We start from the raw sequence: 20,801 nt of genomic DNA on the forward strand, positions 1-20,801 counted from the left end.
CGGCGGTTCCGACTCTATCAGATCCTTTTCCGTTCCGTTTCCGGTTCGGATTTGTTTCCGATTCCCCGTCGGAGGGGTTTTCGCGCCCTTCGGCACGGCCGCTACTTTAGCGAATTCCTTGGGCGACTCATAATTGGGTCGACCGGGGTGAATTTCGGCAGAGCGAAATAGACCCGGCTGGGATTCGTTCGTAGTAGTGGTGGTGCCGCCCTCGGGTGTGCGCACATAGTGCTGCCCGTCTCAAGCGGCTCGGGCCACGTTAGGCGGTTGCCGAGGCAGAGTCAAGTGGCCCTGGTCGTACGGTTGCGCGGGGCGTGGGCGCGGTACGGGCTGACGGTCGGGTCGCCGTCGATCCAGAAGCGCCAGGGGTGCACGGAGCCCTCGCCGCCGACGCCCGTGCGGGGGCCGCTGCGTACGCGGTCGGGGGTGGCGGGCGTGCCCTCCAGGACCGAGAGGGGGGCGGTGGGGCCGGCACAGATGTCGATGCCGTTGAGGGTGCGGTCGATGTCGAGGGCGGTGGCGAGGCGGGCGGGGCCCTTGGCCAGCTCGGTCCGGGTGCGGGCCTTGGGGCGGCGTTCGGCGGCCAGGGACTCGCCGGTGAGGATCTCGCCGGCGCGCAGGAGGACTCCGCTGGCCTTGCCCTTGGGGCCGCAGACCAGGTTGAGGCTGAACCACATGCCGTAGATGAAGTAGACGTACGCGTGGCCGGGCGGGCCGAACATGGAGGCGTTGCGCTCGGTGCGGCCCCGGTAGGCGTGTGAGCCGGGGTCGGATTCGCCGTCGTAGGCCTCGACCTCTGTGAGGCGCAGTTCGATCGGGCCGTCGGGGGTACTGCGTACGAGGGTGCGGCCGAGGAGGTCGGGGGCGACGTCCAGGACCGGGCGGTCGAAGAAGTCACGGGCGAGCGGCATACGTTCAGGTACGACGATCATGCGGTCCGAGCGTAGTGCAGACGGTCCGTAGGCACGGCTGGCCAAGGGGGCGGCCGGGTTGGGATGGTGTGCCGCGTGGAACCGGCCCGTGCCGTTTCGCGTATGTAGGGATCAAGGCTGGATCAGGCGGATCGGGCGGGTGCCCGTCCGGGGAGGAATGAGCATGGGGTTCAAGAAGCTGCTGGCGAGCCTGGGTGCCGGGGGCGCTTCGGTGGAGACGGTGCTCTTCGAGGAGAACGTCGTCCCGGGCGGTGTCGTCCAGGGAGAGGTACGGATCCAGGGCGGGTCGGTGGCCCAGCAGATCGAGGGGCTGTCGGTCGGGCTGCAGGCGCGGGTCGAGGTGGAGAGCGGCGACAACGAGTACAAGAAGGACGTCGAGTTCACCAAGGTGCGCCTCGGCGGGGCCTTCGAGGTGCAGGCCGGGGCGGTGCACACGGTGCCGTTCGGGCTGGAGATCCCGTGGGAGACGCCGATCACGATGTTCCTGGGGCAGCAGTTGCGCGGGATGCATGTGGGGGTCACCACGGAGCTGGAGATCGCCCGTGCGGTGGACTCCGGGGACCTGGATCCGGTGAATGTGCATCCGCTGCCGGCGCAGCAGGCGATCCTGGACGCCTTCGGGCAGCTGGGGTTCCGGTTCAAGAGCGCGGATCTGGAGCAGGGGCACATCCGGGGGACGCGGCAGCGGCTGCCGTTCTACCAGGAGATCGAGTTCTTCGCGCCGCAGCAGTACCGCGGGCTGAACCAGGTCGAGTTGTCCTTCGTGGCCGATGACCGCGAGATGGATGTCGTGCTGGAGATGGACAAGAAGCCGGGGCTGTTCACCGAGGGCACGGACTCCTTCCGGTCCTTCGCGGTCGGTCTGGCCGACTTCCAGGGCACGGACTGGGCGGCGTACCTCAACCAGTGGCTGGCCGAGGTCGGCGGGAAGCGCAACTGGTTCTAGTCTGGCCGGGCAGGTGTCTGTACCAGGCAGTACGCGACCAGGAGGTGTCGAAGTGTCCGAGCTGAAGCGGCGGCCGCTCCCCCACGATTTCCACCCGCCGGTGCCGGAGTTCACGGTGGTGAGCGACGATGTCCGGCCGGGTGGGACGCTGCAGGCGGCCCAGGTCTACGCGGAGGGCAACACCTCGCCGCATCTGCGGTGGGAGGGTGCTCCCGAGGGGACCAGGAGTTACGCCGTCACCTGCTTCGACCCGGACGCGCCGACCGGCAGCGGCTTCTGGCACTGGTCGGTGTTCGACATTCCGGCGTCGGTGACGGAGCTGCCGGCGGGTGCCGGGTCCGGTGACATGAAGGGGCTTCCCGAGGGCGCCGTACATGTGCGCAACGACTACGGGACGCGGGACTTCGGCGGAGCGGCGCCGCCCGCCGGGGACGGTCCGCACCGTTATGTCTTCACCGTGTACGCGGTCGGCGAGGACCGGCTCGGGCCGGACGCGGACGCCTCGCCCGCGGTAGTCGGCTTCAACCTGCGGTTCAAGGCCATCGGGCGGGCCCAGCTGATCGGTGAGTACGAGGTGCCCGCCGAGGGGTGATTCCACGCCGGTCGGCCGCCCTCGGCGAGGGTGGCCGACGGCCCGTAAATGCGTTGCGCCCCGGCGCTCCCCGAACGCACAGTGGTGCACATGGCTGGCGGCTGGTACACGGCCGTCGGGCAGCCGGCACCGCAGTGGCGGGGGCGGCGGGGCGCAGGTGTGTCGCCTGCCGTCTGCCGGAGTCCGCACTCGTGTCGGGCGTCCGCGCCGGCTGCCAACGCTCCGGGTCCCGTAATACCGCACGGGGGTGGGGACCCGGAGCGTTCAGACCCCTTCCCGGATCGCTTCCGCCGCCCTTCCTTCACTTTTTGATCACCCGTCATTTCCCTTGTCGCATGCGGAAATTGCGTTGTCCGGGGGATCTGTCCGCCTGCACAGTGGAGCCACTTCGTCATGGGGCGAGGACGGGTCCGGGAGGTGGACGGGATGCGGGAAACGCTGGTGCTCAACGCGAGCTTCGAGCCGCTGTCGACGGTGTCGCTGCGGCGGGCGGTGGTTCTGGTCATGCAGGACAAGGCCGTGGTCGAGCAGGCCCATCCGGGGCTGCGGGTCCGGGCCGCCTCGATGGATGTTCCGGTGCCCCGGGTGATCAGGCTCAGCAGGTACGTACGGGTGCCCTTCCGAAGACGGGCGCCGTGGTCGCGACGGGGTGTGCTGGTACGGGACCAGCACCGGTGCGCGTACTGCGGGCGGCGGGCGACGACCGTGGACCACATCCTGCCGCGGTCCCACGGGGGCGGGGACACCTGGCTGAACACCGTCGCGTCCTGCGCCGAGGACAATCACCGCAAGGCGGACCGTACGCCCGAGCAGGCCGGGATGCGGCTGCTGCGGCGGCCCTTCGAGCCGACTCCGGCGGACGCGATGCTGGCGGCGCTGGAGGCGGCCGTACGGGAGGAGCTGCCCGAGTGGCTGGCGCTGCCCGCCTGATGAGCGACTGCGGCCGTCGCCCGGCTCGCCTTATTTGAGGAGGAGTTGGGCGATGGCCACCAGGCCGACCACCACGATGACCGCGCGCAGTGCGGTGGGCGGCAGGCGGCGGCCGACGGTGGCCCCTATCTGGCCGCCGATGGCCGAGCCGACGGCGATGAGCAGGACGGCGGTCCAGTCGAAGTCGGCGACGAAGAGGAAGAAAAGCGCGGCGACGCCGTTGACGACCAGGGCGAGGACGTTCTTGAGGGCGTTGACGCGCTGGAGTTCCTCGCTCATCAGCAGGCCCATCAGGGAGATGTAGAGGACTCCTTGGGCCGCGCCGAAGTAGCCGCCGTACATGCTGGAGAGCAGCAGGCCGGTGAGCAGGGCGAGGCCGCCGTCGCGGTGGGCGGTGGTGCCGTTGCGCTCGCGGCGGGCGCGGATCGCGGCGGAGAGCTTGGGCCCGAGGACGACCAGCACCAGGGCGATGGCGATCAGGGCGGGGACGATCGCCTCGAAGGCGTCAGAGGGCAGGACCAGCAGCAGGATCGCGCCGGCCAGGCCGCCGATGAGGGCGGTGATGCCGAAGCGGAGGACGCGGCGGCGCTGGCCGCGCAGTTCGCGGCGGTAGCCGATGACGCCGCTGATGTTGCCGGTGACCAGGCCGAGGTTGTTGGAGACGTTGGCGGTCAGGGGCGGCAGGCCGACGGCGAGGAGTACGGGGAAGGTGAGCAGGGTGCCGGAGCCGACGATGGCGTTGATGGTGCCGGCGCCGATGCCTGCTGCGAAAACGGCGAGGACTTCCCAGATGGTCATGCCAAACCCCCGGTGCATGATCGGTGCATAGGGCCTCGATCATGCACCAGGGGTGCCGGGGGTCAGTCGATGGGGGGCTTTTCGGTGCCGGGGCCGCTGGACTTGGTGAAGCCGCTGCCGCCGGTGGGGTTGAAGCTGCCGATGGCGCCGGACAGGCCCTTGAGCGCGTCGCCGATCTCGCTGGGGACGATCCAGAGCTTGTTGGCGTCGCCCTCGGCGATCTTCGGGAGCATCTGGAGGTACTGGTAGGAGAGCAGCTTCTGGTCGGGGTCGCCGGCGTGGATGGATTCGAAGACCGTACGGATGGCCTGGGCCTCGCCCTCGGCGCGCAGGGCGGCGGCCTTGGCCTCACCTTCGGCGCGCAGGATGGCGGACTGCTTCTCACCTTCGGCGGTCAGGATCTGGGACTGCCGGATACCTTCGGCGGTCAGGATCGCGGCGCGCTTGTCACGGTCGGCGCGCATCTGCTTCTCCATCGAGTCCTGGATGGAGGTCGGCGGCTCGATGGCCTTGAGCTCGACGCGGTTGACGCGGATGCCCCACTTGCCCGTCGCCTCGTCCAGGACTCCGCGCAGCGCGGCGTTGATCTCCTCGCGGGAGGTCAGGGTCCGCTCCAGGTCCATGCCGCCGATGATGTTGCGCAGGGTCGTGACGGTGAGCTGCTCGATCGCCTGGATGTAGCTGGCGACTTCGTAGGTGGCGGCGCGGGCGTCGGTGACCTGGTAATAGATGACCGTGTCGATGTTGACGACGAGGTTGTCCTGCGTGATCACCGGCTGCGGCGGGAACGGCACGACCTGTTCGCGCAGATCGATGCGGTTGCGAATGGAGTCGATGAACGGGACGACGATGTTCAGGCCCGCGTTCAGGGTGCGGGTGTAGCGGCCGAAGCGTTCGACGATGGCGGCGCTGGCCTGCGGGATGACCTGGACCGTCTTGATGAGTGCGATGAACACGAGCACCACCAGGATGATCAGGACGATGATGATCGGTTCCACAGCGGCTCCCGTGCCCTTCGGTTGCTGGCTTGCTGGTGTGCGCCGGTGTGACCGGCGGCGTGATCGAGTCTTTCAGAGTCGCGGCGGGGCGTGCAGGTCGTTCGCCAGGACCGGCCCGGAACGCGCTACATCACGACAGCCGTGGCTCCCTCGATCTCGACGACGTCCACCTTCTGTCCGACCTCGTAGACCTGGTCGCCGTCCAGGGAGCGGGCGGACCAGATCTCACCGCCGAGTTTGATGCGGCCCCCGGAGCCGTCGACGCGCTCCAGGACCGTGGCGGTCTTGCCCTTGAGGGCGTCCACGCCGGAGGTCAGCTCCGGGCGCTGGGTGCGGTGGCGCTTGGCGATGGGGCGTACGACCGCGATGAGGGCGACCGAGACGGCGGCGAAGACGATGAACTGCATGACCGTGCCGCCGCCCACGGCCGCGGTGACGGCGGCGGCCACGGCGCCGACCGCGAGCATCCCGAATTCGGGCATCGCGGTCACGACGAGCGGAATGCCCAGTCCTACGGCGGCGATCAGCCACCACACCCATGGATCCACACGGTCATGGTAGATCCGCAGGGCCGTCCGGGGACAGGGCACGTCCGGTCGGCGAACGTCCGAAAACGTCCGCGGACCGGGCGCCGGCGTCAGGAAAGGGGCAGGCCCTGGGCGGTCCAGCGGTCGTTGTTGCGCTCGACGATCAGGGGCAGGCCGAAGCAGCGGGAGAGGTTGGAGGAGGTCAGTTCGAGGTCGAGCGGGCCCGCGGCGAGGACCTTGCCCTGGCGGATCATCAGGACGTGGGTGAAGCCCGGGGGGATCTCCTCGACGTGGTGCGTCACCATGATCATCGAGGGTGCGTACGGGTCGCGGGCCAGGCGGCCCAGGCGGCGTACGAGGTCCTCGCGGCCGCCGAGGTCGAGACCGGCGGCGGGCTCGTCCAGCAGGAGGAGTTCGGGGTCGGTCATCATGGCGCGGGCGATCAGGGTGCGCTTGCGCTCGCCCTCGGAGAGGGTGCCGAACTTGCGGTCGAGGTACTCGGACATGCCCAGGCGGTCCAGGAAGGCGCGGGCGCGGTCCTCGTCGACGGAGTCGTACTGCTCCTGCCAGGTGGCGGTCATGCCGTACGCGGCGGTGAGCACCGTCTGCAGGACGGTCTGGCTGCGCGGCAGCTTGTCGGCGAGCGCGATGCCGGCGACGCCGATGCGCGGGCGCAGGTCGAAGACGTCGACCTTGCCGAGCGTCTCGCCGAGGATGGTGGCGCTGCCGGTGGTCGGGAAGAGGTAGCTGGACGCGACGTTGAGGAGGGTGGTCTTGCCGGCGCCGTTGGGGCCGAGGATGACCCAGCGCTCCCCTTCCTTGACCGACCAGGAGACCTGGTCCACCAGAGCCCGTCCGTCGCGGACCACCGATACGTCCACCAGCTCCAGTACATCGCTCATGAGCGCGTTGTCTCCCATTGCATCTCGGTCGTCGTGCGCGCCTGTAGGCGCGGCCCCCAAGCAAACCTACGCCACTCGTTGTCGGTGCCGGTCCTTAGGCTGGGGACCATGCTCGATGAACCTCGATCAGGACGACTGGCCTCATGGGGAAATGCCCTATTGGCCGGACTTGTCTCACCCGATGACGCCGCGGAGCGGATCGCTGAGGACGACGCGGTGCACCGCGTGGAGGGACTGCCCGGGGAGGACGCTCCCGTCGGGCTGACGCTGGCGCTGGGGCGGCTGAGGGCGCTGGGGGCCAGGGGGTTGCGGGTGGCGCTGCCCGCGCCGGGGCACCCGCTGGGCCTGAGCGGGCCGCCGGAGTTCAACGCGCGGGCCCTGGAGGCCGAGGAGGCGGTGCTCGTCTCGGGGGTGGCGCTGGGGCTCGTACCGGAGGTGTACGAGGCCGGGCCCGAAGGCGATGTGCATGTGGAGGTGGTCTGGCGCTGCCTGCCGGTACGGGACGCGCCGCCGGCCGATGTGCCCTCGCTCGGGGAGGCGGAGCGGGAACTGGCACAGGCGCTGCGGGAGGGCACCGAGGTGCTGACCAAACTGGACGTGGCCGGGTCCGGGCCGGTGGCGCAGGCGGCGCTGGAGGCCTATCGGGCGCGGGCGGAGGCCGGGCGGCAGGTGCTCGCGCCGGGGTATCCGCCGCGCGCGGTGCGGGTGTTGGAGCTGGCGCAGCGGGTCGGGGCGCTCATCTCGATAGCGCAGCACGCGGGCGGCGACGGCCGCGAGCACGGCGGCGCGGTGAGCTCCTCGCAGATCGCGGCGCGGGCCGAGGCGCTGCGGCCGGTGGAGCGCACGGCCCGGCGGGCGCAGGTGGCGGCGTACAACGCGTATGTGGAGGAGCTGGAGCGCGGACGGGGGTGAGGGTACGGGGAAGGCCCCGCGGACCTGGCTGGTCCGCGGGGCCTTCAGGGGGAGGCGGGAGTGCCTCGGAGGTTCGACCTCAGCTGTTCGAGGACTCGTTGCCGAACGTGGGGTTGAGCACGCCGACGATGCTGGCGCTGTTGCCGGTGGCGTTGACCGGGACGTGCACCGGGGCCTGGACCAGGTTGCCGGAGCCGATGCCGGGGGAGTTGGTGGCCTTGCCGTCGGCCTGGGCACCACTGGTGGCGAACGCGGAGCCGGCGGCCGCACCCGCGGCGAGTCCGGCGGCGGCGATGACCAGGGCGGCCTTCTTGGCAGTGTTCATGGGGAAGTGTTCCTCCTGCTAAAGGGGGCTTCGGGGTCGCCCCCGATGTGATTCTGCGGCCCCAGCCGCGGGGTCGCAGGCTGATCAACGCACGACTGCTCCGTATGACACGGCTTGTACGACGGATGCCCCCGATCGGCTCAATAGGCTGACGATCAGGGTGACTTGGCAGCTCAGGGGCGGGGTCCCAGGCCAACGGGACCGGCCCCGCAGACGGTTGTCTGCGGGGCCGGCCGGTCGCGAAAAGAGATCGCGCGGGTGCGATCAGAGGTTCTCGCAGACGTTCCCGAAGGTCGGGTTGAGGGCACCGATGACGGTGAGGGTGTTGCCGCAGGCGTTCACGGGAACGTGCACCGGCGCCTGGACGAGGTTGCCGGAGACGATGCCGGGGGAGTTCTTGGCGTCGCCGTTGGCGTGCGCGCCGCCGTGGGCGGAGGCGACACCGGCACCGGCGACGGCCAGACCGCCGGCCACCATCGTGATGGCAGCGGCCTTCTTGATGTTCTTCACTTCTCTTGACCCTCCATAAGCGGTTGCCGCGGCCAGCCGCCGCAGCACGCACTGGAAAACGGGCCGGGGGCGGCCGGGATACGCCGCACGAGGGACATCTACACGACGGTATGAATCTCGGACCGGAAGACGACGGTCCGGGGTGACCCGAGGACCGCCTTCAGGCCCCTATTCCGTGACGAACCGCCCATAGCGCGGCCTGGGTGCGGTCCGCCAGGTCGAGCTTCATCAGGATGTTCGAGACGTGGGTCTTGACGGTCTTCTCGGACAGGACCAGCGCCCGTGCGATCTCGCGGTTGGAGCGGCCGTCCGCTATGAGCCCGAGCACTTCGCGCTCCCGCTCGGTGAGTGAAGTGCCGCGCCCCTGGCCGTTGTTGGCGTCCTCCTGGGAGAGCAGGGCGCCGGCCACCTCGGGCTGGAGCAGGATGTGCCCGGCGTGCACGGAGCGGATGGCGCCGGCCAGGGCGTCCGGGTCGACGTCCTTGTAGACGTAGCCCGCCGCGCCCGCGCGCAGGGCGGGGACGACCGTGCGCTGCTCGGTGAAGCTGGTGACGACCAGCACCCGGGCGGGGTTGGACAGCTCCCGCAGCTTGCGCAGCGCCTCGATGCCGTCCATGCCCGGCATCTTGACGTCCATCAGGACCACGTCCGGGCGCAGTTGCTCGGCGGCGGCCACGCCCTCCTCGCCGTCGGATGCCTCGCCCACCACCTCGATGTCGTCCTGCACCTCGAGGAAGGTGCGCAGTCCGCGCCGTACGACCTGGTGGTCGTCCACCAGCAGAACCCGAATCGCGCCGGTATCAGCCACCGGGCACCTCCATCTCGACAGCGGTGCCCTTGCCGGGCTCCGACTCCACGGTGAGCTTTCCGCCGACGCCGCTCGCGCGGTCCCGCATCGACACCAGGCCCAGGTGGCGGCCCGCGCGGCGGACCGCGCCGGTGTCGAATCCGCGGCCGTCGTCGGCGATGCGCAGCAGCGCGCCCTGGCCGCGCCGGGCGAGGGTGACCTCGACCCGGTCGGCGCCGGAGTGGCGCAGGGCGTTGTGCAGCGCTTCCTGGGCGACCCGCAGCAACGCTTCTTCCTGGGCGGCGGGCAGCGCCCGTACGCCCTGGGCGTCGAAGGTGACCTCGGCGGCGTGCGCCCGGTCCAGGACCTGGACCTGGGAGCGCAGGGTCAGCACGAGGCCGTCCTCGTCCAGGGCCGCGGGCCTCAACTCCACCACGGCGGCGCGCAGTTCGTCGGCGGCCTCCGCGGCCAGCGCGGTGACCTGCTGCAGCTCGCACTTGGCGCGGGCCGGGTCGCGGTCGACCAGGGCGGTGGCGGCCTGGGCGGTCAGGCGCAGCGAGAAGAGCTTCTGGGAGACCGCGTCGTGGAGTTCGTGGGCCAGCCGGGCGCGCTCGCCGGCGATGGTCAGCTCGCGGCTGCGCTCGTAGAGCCGGGCGTTGGTCAGGGCGATGGCGGCGTGCTGGGCGAGGATGCCCAGCAGGCGCTCGTCCTCGGCGGTGAAGCCGCAGCTGTCCGCGCCGGCGGGGAGCGGGCCGCGCTTGTTGGCGAGGAAGAGGGCGCCGAGGATCTCGTCGCCGTCGGCCACCGGGAGGCCGATGAAGTCGCGCATGTCCGGGTGGGCCGGGGGCCAGCCGCCGAAGCGCGGGTCCTTGCGTACGTCGGCCAGGCGCTCGGGGGTGGCGTTGTGCAGCATCGCGGCGAGAACGCCGTGCTGGCGGGGCAGCGGGCCGATCGCCTTCCACTGCTCCTCGCTGACGCCGTCCACCACGAACTGGGCGAAGCCGCCGTGGTCGTCGGGCACGCCCAGCGCGGCGTACTCGGCGTCCAGCAGCTCGCGGGCGGAGGCGACGATCGTCTTGAGGACGTCGCGTACCTCCAGGTGCCTGCTCATGGCGAGGATCGCGGTGCTCACTGCGGAGATGCCGGACCCCGTGCCGTCTCCCGGTCCGTTGGTCATGGCCTCACCGTACCCGCGGGCCGGCGCGGCCGTATCGGGCTGCCGACGGCCGCCGATTAGGTCCCGGGGCCTAGGCCGAAGTGCCCTGCGCGCCCCCTCCCCCTGCACGAGGCAGCGGCGGCCGCGGCGTTCCTACGGTGAGGTCACAGGGCGTCCTGATCCCGGGGCGCGGCAGGGACATCGGGGAGAGAAGGGGGCACGGCCATGCCGGTAGCGATCATTACGGGGGCGTCGAAGGGGCTGGGGCGCGCGCTGGCGTCGGCGCTGGCCGGGCGGGGCTGGAAGCTGGTGGTGGATGCCAGGTCGGCCGGGCCGCTGGAGGCCACGGCGCGGGAGCTGCGCACGCACGGCGCGCGGGTGGTGGCGCTGCCCGGGGATGTGACGGACGCGGGCCACCGGGCGGACCTGGTGGCCGCGGCCCGGGGGCTGGGCGGGCTGGATCTGCTGGTGAACAACGCGAGCGTGCTGGGCGCCGAGCCGCTGGTGCGCCTGGAGGACCACACGCTCGCGGGGCTGCGGGCGGCGCTGGAGGTCAATGTGGTGGCCCCGCTGGGGCTCGTGCAGGAGGCTCTTGCGCTGCTGCGGGCGTCCTCCTATACGGGGACGGGCGGCGCGGTGCTCAACATCAGCTCCGACGCGGCGGCCGAGGCGTACGAGACCTGGGGCGGCTACGGGGCGGCGAAGGCGGCGCTGGACCAGCTCTCGGCGGTGCTGGCGGTGGAGGAGCCGGGGCTGAAGGTGTGGTGGGTGGACCCCGGTGACATGCGCACGGATCTGTACGCCGCCGCCGTGCCCGTCGACGACGACTCCGGCCGTCCGCTGCCGGAGAGCGTGGTGCCGGCGCTGCTCAGGCTGATGGACGCGCGGGCGGTGAGCGGCCGCTACGGTGCGCCCGGCCTGCTGGAGGGCGTCCGATGAGCGCCGAGGTGGTGTGTGTGCCGCCGGAGCTGTCCGCCACTGTGCCCGCCGAGCAGCGCGGCCCGGGGCTGGGCAGGGACTCCGTACGGCTGCTGGTCAGCCGCGGCGAGGAGGTGTCCCACCACGCGTTCGGGGACCTGCCGGGGCTGCTGCGGGCCGGGGACGTGCTGGTGGTGAACACCTCGCCGACGCTGCCGGCCGCCGTGGACGGGCGGGTCGGGGACGGGCGCGGGCGCGGCGAGCCGGTGGTGGTGCACTTCTCCACCCGCGCGGACCGCGGCCATCCCCAGCCGGAGGCCTCGGGCAGCCGGTGGGCGGTGGAGCTGCGGACGCCGGACGGGCACGGCGGGACCCGGCGGCGGGCGGGCGGACCGGCCGGTCTCACGGTGCGGCTGGCGGGCGGTGCGCGGCTGGTGCTGGAGGCCCCGGTGGATCCCGGTGGCGTACGGCTGTGGTGGGCGCGGGTGCACGGGGGCGAGGGCGGGGAGGTGATGCGGCACTGCGGGCGGCCGATCCGGTACGGGTACACGCAGCGGGACCAGCCGCTGTCCGCGTACCAGACGGTGTTTGCGACGCACTCCCCCGACGGCTCGGGGTCGGCGGAGATGCCGAGCGCCGCCCGGCCCTTCACACCGGAGCTGGTGGCGCGCCTGGTGAGCCGGGGTGTGCAGTTCGCACCGGTGCGCCTGCACACGGGGGTGGCCTCGGCGGAGGCGTACGAGCCGCCGTACCCGGAGCGCTTCGCGGTGACGGCGGCCACGGCCTGGCTGGTGAACGCGGCGAAGGCGGGCGGCGGGCGGACGGTCGCGGTGGGGACCACGGCCGTACGGGCGCTGGAGTCGGCGACCGGCCGGGACGGGCTGGTGCGGCCCGCGTCGGGGTGGACGGATGTGGTGGTGACGCCGGAGCGCGGGGTGCGGGCGGTGGACGGGCTGCTGACCGGGCTGCACGAGCCGCAGGCCTCGCATCTGCTGATGCTGCAGGCGCTGTGCGGGGGTGCGGCGCTCGGCCGTGCCTATATAGAGGCGGTACAGCGCCGATACCTATGGCACGAGTTCGGGGATCTCCATCTCATCCTGCCGTCCTGAGCACCAGACTCGGGTGCATGCCCATAGAGACGAGGAACTGGACACCGACCCACGGCGACCCCTACCGGCCGGTGCCGTACCACCCCGAGCGGATGCCCGCCCAGGAGTCGCTGGCCCGCGCCGCCGAGCTGCGCGAGCGCATGGACCGGCGCAGGACCGTGCGGCAGTTCTCCACCGATCCGGTGCCGGAGCAGGTGGTCAGGGACGCCATCGCCTGCGCCGCGACCGCTCCGTCCGGCGCCCACCAGCAGCCCTGGACCTTCGTGCTGGTCAAGGATCCGCAGGTGCGCCGGCGCATCCGCCGGGCGGCGGAGGAAGAGGAACGCATCTCCTATGACGGGCGGCTGGGCGAGGAGTGGCTGGCGGCGCTGCGGCCGCTGGGCACCGATGAGGTCAAGCCGCATCTGACGGACGCGCCGCAGCTGATCGTCGTCTTCCAGCAGCGGTACTGGCTGGGCGAGGACGGCACCAAGCACAAGCACTACTACGTGGACGAGTCGGTGGGCATCGCGGTGGGGATGCTGCTGTCCGCGCTGCATCTGTCGGGGCTGGCCGCGCTGGTGCACACGCCCAGCCCGATGCGCTTCCTGCAGGAGGTGCTGCGGCGGCCCGCCAATGAGAAGGCGTTCGCGGTGATCCCCGTGGGATATCCGGCAGAGGACTGCCAGGTGCCCGATCTGGTCCGTAAGTCGCTGGACCAGGTCATGGTGGAAATCTAGCGGCAGCACAGTGTGCTGATGCAATCACACCGGGTGTCCAAACCCCCTGCCCGGTGTGAGCCCGCACATAGGACGCAGATCACTTACGAACGGGATTAGTGGACCCGTAAAGACTGTGTGAGCGGGACTGGGACCGGTTCGGACGCATTCCGCGGCGACCCGGTTCCACTAAGCAGGATCGTACGTCACATCTTTGCTCGGCGAATTTTCGACCGCTAACAATGGCTCTCGTTGCTCAGCGCCGTGGATGACAGCCCACGGCGCTGATTGCCGCTTACGGCGATCGCGACACCCCCCATTGGAAGAGGTCTAACTCCGTCATGCCCAAGAACGCCATCCCTGGTTATAGCCGCCTGAACCGGACTCACAAGCTCTCGGCCGCGGGCGTTGCCGCCGCCGGTGCCGCGGCTCTGGTCTTCGCAGTCGTACCGGGTTCGGCCGACGCCGAGCAGGGCAAGGACCAGGCCGCTGTCCAGGACGTGAAGCCGGTCGCCTTCGTGACCCCGGACCCGTCCGCGAAGTCGCAGCAGGACGAGGTGGCCAAGCGGGCCGCCGAGGACGCCGAGAAGGCCCAGGCCGACGCGGACGCCGCGAAGAAGAAGGCCGAGGCGGACGCCAAGGCGAAGGCCAAGGCCGACGCGAAGGCCAAGGCCGACAAGGAGCGCAAGGACAAGGAGGCCGCGAGCCGGTCCGCCGAGCGCGCCCCGGTCGCCAAGAGCTACGCCAACAACCTGGACGGCTGGATCCGGCAGTCGCTGGACGTCATGGCCCAGAAGGGGATCCCCGGCTCGTACGAGGGCATCAAGCGCAACATCATGCGCGAGTCCACGGGCAACCCGCGGGCGATCAACAACTACGACTCCAACGCCGCCAAGGGCATCCCGTCCAAGGGCCTGCTCCAGGTGATCGACCCGACGTTCCGCGCGTACCACGTCGAGGGCACCTCCTGGGACATCTACGACCCGGTCGCCAACATCGTCGCCGCCTGCAACTACGCGGCGAAGACCTACGGCTCGATGGACAACGTGAACTCGGCCTACTGAGCCTGGCGCACCACAGACACCGCCGAGGGGCGACACCCGCGATCGGGTGCCGCCCCTCGGCTTCGTACGTGCCGGTCCGCTACTTGCGCATGACCTCCGGCTCGTGGCGGCGCAGCAGCCGGGCCACGACGAAGGCGAGGGCCACACCCAGCGCGATCAGGATGACCATGTCCATCGCGAAGACGCCGGGCTCGTGCTTCCACAGCGGGTCGGGGTTGCCCACCTCCCACGGCAGCAGGGTGTTCATGTCGGCGGTCGAGCCCATCGCGGCCACCGCCCAGCGCGAGGGCATCAGCCAGGCGATCTGGGCGACACCCGGGGTGTCGAAGAGCTGGAAGAGCACGCCGGTGAAGACGACCTGGACGATGGCGAACATGACCAGCAGCGGCATGGTCTTCTCGGCGGTCTTGACCAGCGCGGAGATGACCAGGCCGAACATCATGGCCGTGAAGCCCAGCGCGATCACCGCGAGCGCCATCTCGACGGCCGGCAGGTCCGCGAGCAGCACGCCCTCCTTGGGCAACTTGCGCGGGAGGAAGCCGATGGCCGAGATGATCACGCCCTGGACGGCGGTGGCCAGACCCAGCACGATCACCTTGGACATCAGGTACGCCGACCGCGACAGGCCCACGGCCCGTTCGCGCTCGTAGATGACCCGTTCCTTGATCAGCTCACGTACGGAGTTGGCGGCGCCGGCGAAGCACATGCCGACCGCGAGGATCAGCATGATCGTGCTCGCGTCGCGGTTGGGGCCCTTGGGACCGTAGCCCAGGCCCGAGGTGCTGGGGATCAGCACGGAGACGACGCCCAGCACGATCGGCAGGATCAGCATCAGGGCCAGGAAGCCGCCGTCGGAGGCGATGACGGACATATAGCGCCGCATCAGCGTCCACAGCTGCGAGCCCCAGCTCTGCGACTTGTGCGCACGGGCCGAGGGGGCCTGGATCGCCACCGACTGCGGGGCGACGGCGTCGATGTCGGCGGCGTACATCTGGTAGTGCGGAGAGCCGCGCCAACGGCCCATCCAGTCGTAGTCGCGGTAGTTCTCGAACGCCGAGAAGACGTCCGCCCAGGTCTCGTACTGGAAGAAGTTCAGCGCTTCCTCGGGCGGGCCGAAGTAGGCCACGCCGCCACCCGGCGCCATCACCAACAGCTTGTCGCACAGGGCGAGTTCGGCCACGGAGTGGGTGACGACCAGGACCGTGCGGCCGTCGTCGGCCAGGCCGCGCAGCAGCTGCATGACGTCGCGGTCCATGCCCGGGTCCAGGCCGGAGGTCGGCTCGTCCAGGAAGATCAGCGACGGCTTGGTCAGCAGCTCCAGGGCGACCGAGACGCGCTTGCGCTGGCCGCCGGACAGGGAGGTGACCTTCTTGTCCTTGTGGATGTCGAGCTTGAGCTCGCGCAGCACCTCGTTGATACGGGCCTCGCGCTCGGCCTCGGCGGTGTCGCCGGGGAAGCGCAGCTTGGCGGCGTACTTGAGGGCCTTCTGGACGGTCAGCTCCTTGTGCAGGATGTCGTCCTGCGGGACCAGACCGATGCGCTGGCGCAGCTCGGCGAACTGCTTGTAGAGGTTGCGGTTGTCGTAGAGGACGTCGCCCTTGTCGGCGGGGCGGTAGCCGGTGAGCGCCTTGAGCAGGGTGGACTTGCCCGAGCCCGACGGGCCGATGACCGCGACCAGCGACTTCTCCGGGACGCCGAAGGAGACGTCCTTGAGGATCTGCTTGCCGCCGTCGACGGTGACCGTCAGATGGCGCGCGGAGAAGGAGATCTCACCGGTGTCGACGAACTCTTCCAGGCGGTCGCCGACCAGCCGGAAGGTGGAGTGGCCCACGCCGATGATGTCGTTGGGGCCGATGACGGCGGTGCTGGACTTGGCCAGCGGCTGGCCGTTGACGTAGGTGCCGTTGTGGCTGCCCAGGTCGCGGATCTCGAAGCGGCCGTCGGGGGTGGCCCGGAACTCGGCGTGGTGGCGGGAGACCTGCAGGTCGGAAACGACCAGCTCGTTCTCCAGCGCACGGCCGATGCGCATGACGCGGCCGAGGTCCAGGCGGTGGAAGGTGGTCGGGCTGCGGTCGCCGTAGACCGGCGGGAGGGATCCCCCGTCCTGCTGCGGCGGGACCTGCCCGGCGGGCCTGCCCTGCTGGGGCCCCTGCGCCCGCGCGGCCTGCGGCGCGGCGGCCTGCGGCTTCGCGGCGTAGGGGGCCTGCTGCTGGGGCACGGGCTGCTGCGGCAGCTGCTGCTGGGGCGGCGCCTGCCAGCCCTGCTGCACGGGCGGCTGCTGGACGGGCGGCTGCTGCGCCGGGGCCGCGGCGGCCCAGCCCGGTGCGCCCTGCTGCTGCGGAGCCATCGCGGAGTGCGCGCTGTAGACGCCGGCGGCCGGGGCCGCGGCGCCGCTCAGATTCAGCCGCGGGCCGTCGGTGGCGTTGCCCAGATGCACGGTCGAGCCGGGGCCGATCTCCATCTGGTGGATCCGCTGGCCCTGGACATACGTGCCGTTGGTGCTGCCCTGGTCTTCGATGACCCAGCTGCGGCCGCCCCAGCGCACAAGGGCGTGCCGCCAGGAGACCCTCGCGTCGTCCAGCACCATGTCGCCCTGGGGATCGCGCCCCAGGGTGTAGGACCGGGACGGGTCGAGCGTCCAGGTCCGTCCGTTCAATTCGAGTACGAGTTCAGGCACTCCATGTCCCATTACATAGTCCCCCGAGTGACGCCCTGTATGGGAAGTCTAGGGATGGCTCACATCGGGGGGAACTATTTCAGGCGCAGCGCTCGGAGCGGAAACCGGGACGTCGGCGGGCCGCTGAGCGGGCGCCGTTGACGGCGGTGAAATGCGCCCGGACAGTGGTAAGCGCCCACGGATGCGCACGGATCATGAGGATCGCGAGCGATTCGGGCGGCTCGGCACTGATCGGGGGCTGTCATGACTGCCGGGGAATCCACACGTATGCGTCGCGGCGATCTTGTTCTGTCCACAATATCCGCGGTGAGCTGGGCTTTTCTCGCGATGGCCGGGGTAGCCGCGCTGGGGCTGCATCTGCTGGACGCCGATGCGGCCGGGTCGCTCGGGCCGATGACGGCGGCCGTGGTGGTGCTGGCCGTGGGCGGCACGGTGGCGCCTTCGGGCGACGTCAGCGCCCTGGGGCTGACGGGAGAAGCGGCCGGATCGGCCATTGACATCACGCCGCTGGGTGTGAGCCTGGTGGGTGCGCTGGTGCTGGGGTGGCTGTTCGTGCGCTCCTTGCGGCGGTCGGGCGCGTATATCGGCGGGGGTGAACTCGCAGCACGCGCGGGCGCGTTGGCGGCGCTCTTCGTCGCGCTGCTGGGCGGTCTGGCCTGGGCCGGACACGACTCCATAACGATCGACGGTGCGGCGCTGGTGCCCGACGACATCGGGGGCGGCGGGGGCGGCGGGGACGGTGACGGGGGCATCCAGCTTCCGGGCGGCTTCGACCTCGGGGACATCGGGCTGGGGGACGTCGGCGGCGGGCTGGGCGATGCCATCGCCGATCTCATCGGCGCGAAGGCGGCGGTCGGCTTCCGGGTGGACACCGGCGCCTCGCTGCTGGGCGGCGCGCTGTGGGTGCTGGGCGTCCTGCTCATCGCGCTGCTGGCCTCCCGGCCGGCCCCGCTGCCGCGCGCGCTGGCCGGCGCGCACCGCGTGGTGCGGCCCGCGGCGTCGGCGCTGACCACGGTCCTGCTGCTCGCGGTGGCGGCCGGTGTGGCGGCGGCGCTGTACGCGGCGATCGGTGACGACCATCCGCGGCGGGTGCTCGGCGCGGCCCTGCTCGGCGCTCCGAACGGGGTGTGGCTGGGGGTGCCGCTGGGGCTGTTCGTCCCCTGGCACGGCAGCGCGAGCGGCGTGCTGGTGCACGTACTGCCCGATCCGCTGGACCGGCTGCTGACGGGGCGGGGCGAGGGCTCCATCACGCTGGGAAGCCTGGCGGAGCTGGACAGCCGGGTGTGGCTGCTGTCCGTCGCCGCGGCGCTGATGATGCTGCTGGCGGGGGTGTTCACGGCGGTGCGTACGCCCCGGGAGGGCAAAGGGGTGCTGCCGTACGCGCTGCGCTGCGGGCTGCGGCTGGGCGTGGTCACCGCGCTGGCGCTGCCGCTGCTGGTGTGGCTGACGGGGCTGTCGGCGAACGCCTCGCTGTCCGTCCTGGGGATCGATGCGCTGGACGCGGGCCTGGAGCTGTCCGGCAGCGCGCCGATGGCGCTGCTGCTGGGCGCGGCCTGGGGCGCGGGCGCCGGGTTCCTGGCGGCGCTGCCGGCCTGCGCGACCGGGGCCGCCGGGCGGCGGGCGGCACCCGCGCCCCTCGCGGAGACGGCCCTGCACGAGCCCCCGGCTGTCGCCGACCGGCCGGGCCCGTACACCCCCACGCCCTTCCACCGCCCGCCGAACCCCGATACGAATCCGTATCTGCGGACGCTGTCGCCGCGGGAGCAGCCCGCCGCTCCCCCCGCCACTCCTCCCGGCGCTCCCCCCGGCGACCCTTCCACGGCACCGACGGTCGGCGGGCTGCCGCTGCCGCTGCCGCCGCGCAAGGGTCCCGCCGATCCCTCCAGCGCGCCGACGGTGGGCGGGCTGCCGCTGCCGCCCCCGCATCCGCCCGCGTCCCGGCCCGGGCAGCGGCGCCGGTGGCAGGAGCCGCCGGACGAGCCCCCGCCGCCCGGCCGACCCAAGGGCCGGAGCTGAGATGGCGGGGGCGGGCTTTCAGGGCCGGGAGTGGGCCGTGTCCGTAGCACGGACACCTGTACGGGACCTGAGGCGGGCCGGATACCGTAAGACCACCATGAGCGCATCGCAGACCCCGCCTGCCACCGCCGTACCGGGCGATGACGTACCGACCCTCCTCGTCAAGATCTTCGGGAAGGACCGGCCCGGCATCACCGCAGGCCTCTTCGACACCCTCGCCGCCTACTCCGTCGATGTCGTGGACATCGAACAGGTGGTGACCCGTGGCCGCATCGTCCTGTGCGTGCTGGTCACCACCCCCACCCCCGCCAAGGACTCCTCCGGCGCCGGCGAAGGCGGCCTGAGAGCCACCGTCCACAGCTGGGCCGAGTCGATGCATCTCCAGGCGGAGATCATCTCCGGCATCGGCGACAACCGCCCGCGCGGAACCGGCCGTTCGCATGTCACCGTGCTCGGCCACCCGCTCACCGCCGAGTCGACGGCCGCCATCGCGGCCGTCATCACGGGCACCGGCGGCAACATCGACCGCATCTTCCGGCTCGCCAAGTACCCCGTCACCGCAGTGGAGTTCGCGGTCTCCGGCGCCGCGCCGGACCGGCTGCGCACCGCGCTCGCCATCGAGGCGGCCGTCCTGGGGGTGGATGTCGCGGTGGTCGCGGCGGGCCTGCAGCGCCGCGCCCAGCGGTTGGTCGTGATGGACGTGGACTCCACCCTCATCCAGGACGAGGTCATCGAGCTGTTCGCGGCGCACGCGGGCTGCGAGCAGGAGGTCGCCGAGGTCACCGCCCGCGCCATGCGCGGCGAGCTGGACTTCGAGCAGTCGCTGCACGCCCGGGTCGCGCTGCTGGAGGGCCTGGACGAGTCGGTGGTGGAGAAGGTGCGCAAGGAGGTACGGCTCACTCCCGGCGCCCGCACCCTCGTACGCACCCTCAAGCGCCTGGGCTATCAAGTCGGCGTCGTATCAGGGGGGTTCACCCAGGTCACCGACGCGCTCAAGGACGAGCTGGGGCTCGACTTCGCCTCCGCCAACACCCTGGAGATCCGCGACGGGAAGCTCACCGGCAAGGTGACCGGCGAGATCGTGGACCGGGCGGGCAAGGCGCGGCTGCTGCGCTCCTTCGCGCACGAGGCCGGGGTGCCGCTCGCGCAGACCGTGGCGATCGGTGACGGCGCCAATGACCTCGACATGCTCAACACCGCCGGTCTGGGGGTGGCGTTCAACGCCAAGCCGGTGGTGCGGGAGGCCGCGCACACCGCCGTGAACGTGCCGTTCCTGGACACCGTGCTGTATCTGCTGGGCGTCACCCGCGAAGAGGTCGAGGCGGCACAGACGCACGACGACTGAGCACCGGCCTGAGACCGCGGGCCCTGGCGCCGGGAGCGCCGGGGCCCGCTTCGCTCGGTGCCGTCGGGGAGCGGGGACGGTCAGGCGTGCGGCGCCCAGTAGGCGACCAGCCGGGCGACGCCGTGCTCGACCGCCTTCCAGGAGCCGTTGAAGGTGAGTACGGCGACGGAGGAGGTCGGGAAGCCGCTGCGGTTCATCCGCGGCAGCAGGTCGCCCTCCGCCTCGCCCGCGAGCGCATCGGCCAGCGCGTGCACCCCCGGGTTGTGTCCGACCAGCAGCAGGTCGTTCACATCCTCGGAGGTCTCGTTCAGGACCGCGATGAGCTCACCGAGCGAGGCCTCGTACAGGCGCTCCTCGTAGACGGTCTTGGGCCGCTGCGGGAGTTCGGGGACGACGAGCTTCCACGTCTCGCGGGTGCGGGCGGCCGTCGAGCACAGGGTCAGATCGGGAGTGATCCCGGCTCCGGCCAGCCAGCGACCGGCGACCGGGGCGTCCTTGCGGCCGCGCTCGGCGAGCGGGCGCTCGTGGTCGCTCTCCTGCGACCAGTCGGCCTTGGCATGTCGGAGCAGGACAATCCGGCGAGGTGTATCGACGCTCATGCATCCCAGCTTCGCACGAAACGCGGCGCCTGGCTCGGGGTGTTGAGGGCCTCCCCCGGC

At 71.3% G+C, this 20,801-nt stretch carries 21 protein-coding genes; 10 read left to right on the plus strand and 11 right to left on the minus strand.

Annotated elements, in window-relative coordinates; genetic code table 11:
- Nucleotides 1-281: 281 nt before the first annotated feature.
- Nucleotides 282-932, minus strand: a complete 651-nt coding sequence (locus AC4IJH_RS16335; protein ID WP_490852430.1) for a DNA-3-methyladenine glycosylase — start codon at nucleotides 930-932, stop codon at nucleotides 282-284.
- Nucleotides 933-1,095: 163 nt separating this feature from the next.
- Between AC4IJH_RS16335 and AC4IJH_RS16340 the strand changes: the two genes are divergently transcribed.
- The 3 genes from AC4IJH_RS16340 to AC4IJH_RS16350 all read left to right on the plus strand — a co-directional run bounded on the left by AC4IJH_RS16340 (nucleotide 1,096) and on the right by AC4IJH_RS16350 (nucleotide 3,400).
- Complete coding sequence (locus AC4IJH_RS16340; RefSeq protein WP_490852431.1) at nucleotides 1,096-1,878, plus strand: sporulation protein; 783 nt, start codon at nucleotides 1,096-1,098, stop codon at nucleotides 1,876-1,878.
- 52 nt (nucleotides 1,879-1,930) lie between these two features.
- On the plus strand, nucleotides 1,931-2,470 hold the full coding sequence (locus tag AC4IJH_RS16345; protein WP_490852432.1) for a YbhB/YbcL family Raf kinase inhibitor-like protein: 540 nt from the start codon (nucleotides 1,931-1,933) through the stop codon (nucleotides 2,468-2,470).
- Nucleotides 2,471-2,896: 426 nt separating this feature from the next.
- Nucleotides 2,897-3,400, plus strand: coding sequence for an HNH endonuclease (locus AC4IJH_RS16350; protein WP_490852433.1), 504 nt, complete (start codon nucleotides 2,897-2,899; stop codon nucleotides 3,398-3,400).
- 30 nt (nucleotides 3,401-3,430) lie between these two features.
- Here the strand turns inward: AC4IJH_RS16350 and AC4IJH_RS16355 are convergent, their stop codons facing one another.
- The 4 genes from AC4IJH_RS16355 to AC4IJH_RS16370 form a co-directional block, all read right to left on the minus strand.
- Nucleotides 3,431-4,198, minus strand: a complete 768-nt coding sequence (locus AC4IJH_RS16355) for a sulfite exporter TauE/SafE family protein (RefSeq protein ID WP_490852434.1) — start codon at nucleotides 4,196-4,198, stop codon at nucleotides 3,431-3,433.
- 62 nt (nucleotides 4,199-4,260) lie between these two features.
- Nucleotides 4,261-5,196, minus strand: coding sequence for an SPFH domain-containing protein (locus tag AC4IJH_RS16360; RefSeq protein ID WP_490852435.1), 936 nt, complete (start codon nucleotides 5,194-5,196; stop codon nucleotides 4,261-4,263).
- A gap of 125 nt (nucleotides 5,197-5,321) precedes the next feature.
- The gene (locus tag AC4IJH_RS16365) at nucleotides 5,322-5,732 is read right to left on the minus strand and encodes an NfeD family protein (RefSeq protein ID WP_490852528.1); all 411 of its coding nucleotides are present in this window, start codon (nucleotides 5,730-5,732) and stop codon (nucleotides 5,322-5,324) included.
- 101 nt (nucleotides 5,733-5,833) lie between these two features.
- The gene (locus tag AC4IJH_RS16370; RefSeq protein ID WP_490852436.1) at nucleotides 5,834-6,643 is read right to left on the minus strand and encodes an ABC transporter ATP-binding protein; all 810 of its coding nucleotides are present in this window, start codon (nucleotides 6,641-6,643) and stop codon (nucleotides 5,834-5,836) included.
- A gap of 90 nt (nucleotides 6,644-6,733) precedes the next feature.
- On the opposite strand from AC4IJH_RS16370, the gene AC4IJH_RS16375 reads away from it, so the two are divergent.
- Nucleotides 6,734-7,537 (plus strand): Rv1486c family protein, encoded by an 804-nt coding sequence (locus AC4IJH_RS16375; RefSeq protein ID WP_490852437.1) that lies wholly within the window; start codon nucleotides 6,734-6,736, stop codon nucleotides 7,535-7,537.
- A gap of 79 nt (nucleotides 7,538-7,616) precedes the next feature.
- Here the strand turns inward: AC4IJH_RS16375 and AC4IJH_RS16380 are convergent, their stop codons facing one another.
- From AC4IJH_RS16380 to AC4IJH_RS16395, 4 genes are all read right to left on the minus strand, one after another.
- A complete protein-coding gene (locus AC4IJH_RS16380; protein ID WP_490852438.1) occupies nucleotides 7,617-7,862 on the minus strand; it encodes a chaplin in 246 nt (81 codons plus the stop codon).
- A gap of 264 nt (nucleotides 7,863-8,126) precedes the next feature.
- Entirely contained in the window at nucleotides 8,127-8,372 is a 246-nt protein-coding gene (locus AC4IJH_RS16385) for a chaplin (RefSeq protein ID WP_490852439.1), read from the minus strand.
- Nucleotides 8,373-8,532: 160 nt separating this feature from the next.
- Nucleotides 8,533-9,180, minus strand: a complete 648-nt coding sequence (locus tag AC4IJH_RS16390; RefSeq protein ID WP_490852440.1) for a response regulator — start codon at nucleotides 9,178-9,180, stop codon at nucleotides 8,533-8,535.
- Nucleotides 9,173-10,336 carry a GAF domain-containing sensor histidine kinase gene (locus AC4IJH_RS16395; protein ID WP_490852441.1) on the minus strand — a complete coding sequence of 388 codons (1,164 nt, stop codon included), beginning with the start codon at nucleotides 10,334-10,336 and terminating at the stop codon, nucleotides 9,173-9,175. Before AC4IJH_RS16395 ends, AC4IJH_RS16390 begins: the two co-directional genes overlap by 8 nt.
- Before the next feature lie 204 nt (nucleotides 10,337-10,540).
- Between AC4IJH_RS16395 and AC4IJH_RS16400 the strand changes: the two genes are divergently transcribed.
- The 4 genes from AC4IJH_RS16400 (at nucleotide 10,541) to AC4IJH_RS16415 (ending at nucleotide 14,104) form a co-directional block, all read left to right on the plus strand.
- Nucleotides 10,541-11,254 carry an SDR family NAD(P)-dependent oxidoreductase gene (locus AC4IJH_RS16400; RefSeq protein ID WP_490852442.1) on the plus strand — a complete coding sequence of 238 codons (714 nt, stop codon included), beginning with the start codon at nucleotides 10,541-10,543 and terminating at the stop codon, nucleotides 11,252-11,254.
- Nucleotides 11,251-12,342: an S-adenosylmethionine:tRNA ribosyltransferase-isomerase gene (locus tag AC4IJH_RS16405; protein WP_490852443.1), complete on the plus strand. Its 1,092-nt coding sequence runs from the start codon at nucleotides 11,251-11,253 to the stop codon at nucleotides 12,340-12,342. Before AC4IJH_RS16400 ends, AC4IJH_RS16405 begins: the two co-directional genes overlap by 4 nt.
- Before the next feature lie 17 nt (nucleotides 12,343-12,359).
- Nucleotides 12,360-13,061 carry a nitroreductase family protein gene (locus AC4IJH_RS16410; RefSeq protein WP_490852444.1) on the plus strand — a complete coding sequence of 234 codons (702 nt, stop codon included), beginning with the start codon at nucleotides 12,360-12,362 and terminating at the stop codon, nucleotides 13,059-13,061.
- A gap of 320 nt (nucleotides 13,062-13,381) precedes the next feature.
- A complete protein-coding gene (locus AC4IJH_RS16415; protein WP_490852445.1) occupies nucleotides 13,382-14,104 on the plus strand; it encodes a transglycosylase SLT domain-containing protein in 723 nt (240 codons plus the stop codon).
- Nucleotides 14,105-14,183: 79 nt separating this feature from the next.
- Here AC4IJH_RS16415 and AC4IJH_RS16420 read toward each other — a convergent pair whose 3' ends face one another.
- Nucleotides 14,184-16,793: an ABC transporter ATP-binding protein/permease gene (locus tag AC4IJH_RS16420; protein ID WP_490852446.1), complete on the minus strand. Its 2,610-nt coding sequence runs from the start codon at nucleotides 16,791-16,793 to the stop codon at nucleotides 14,184-14,186.
- Between the two features lie 255 nt (nucleotides 16,794-17,048).
- Here AC4IJH_RS16420 and AC4IJH_RS16425 point away from each other — a divergent pair, with 255 nt between their 5' ends.
- A complete protein-coding gene (locus AC4IJH_RS16425; protein ID WP_490852447.1) occupies nucleotides 17,049-18,797 on the plus strand; it encodes a streptophobe family protein in 1,749 nt (582 codons plus the stop codon).
- A 97-nt stretch (nucleotides 18,798-18,894) separates the two neighbouring features.
- Nucleotides 18,895-20,142 (plus strand): phosphoserine phosphatase SerB, encoded by a 1,248-nt coding sequence (gene serB, locus AC4IJH_RS16430; RefSeq protein ID WP_490852448.1) that lies wholly within the window; start codon nucleotides 18,895-18,897, stop codon nucleotides 20,140-20,142.
- Between the two features lie 80 nt (nucleotides 20,143-20,222).
- Here the strand turns inward: serB and AC4IJH_RS16435 are convergent, their stop codons facing one another.
- A complete protein-coding gene (locus AC4IJH_RS16435; protein WP_490852449.1) occupies nucleotides 20,223-20,741 on the minus strand; it encodes a SixA phosphatase family protein in 519 nt (172 codons plus the stop codon).
- Nucleotides 20,742-20,801 lie beyond the last annotated feature (60 nt).

The organism is Streptomyces sp. UF-297 (genome assembly GCF_058245575.1).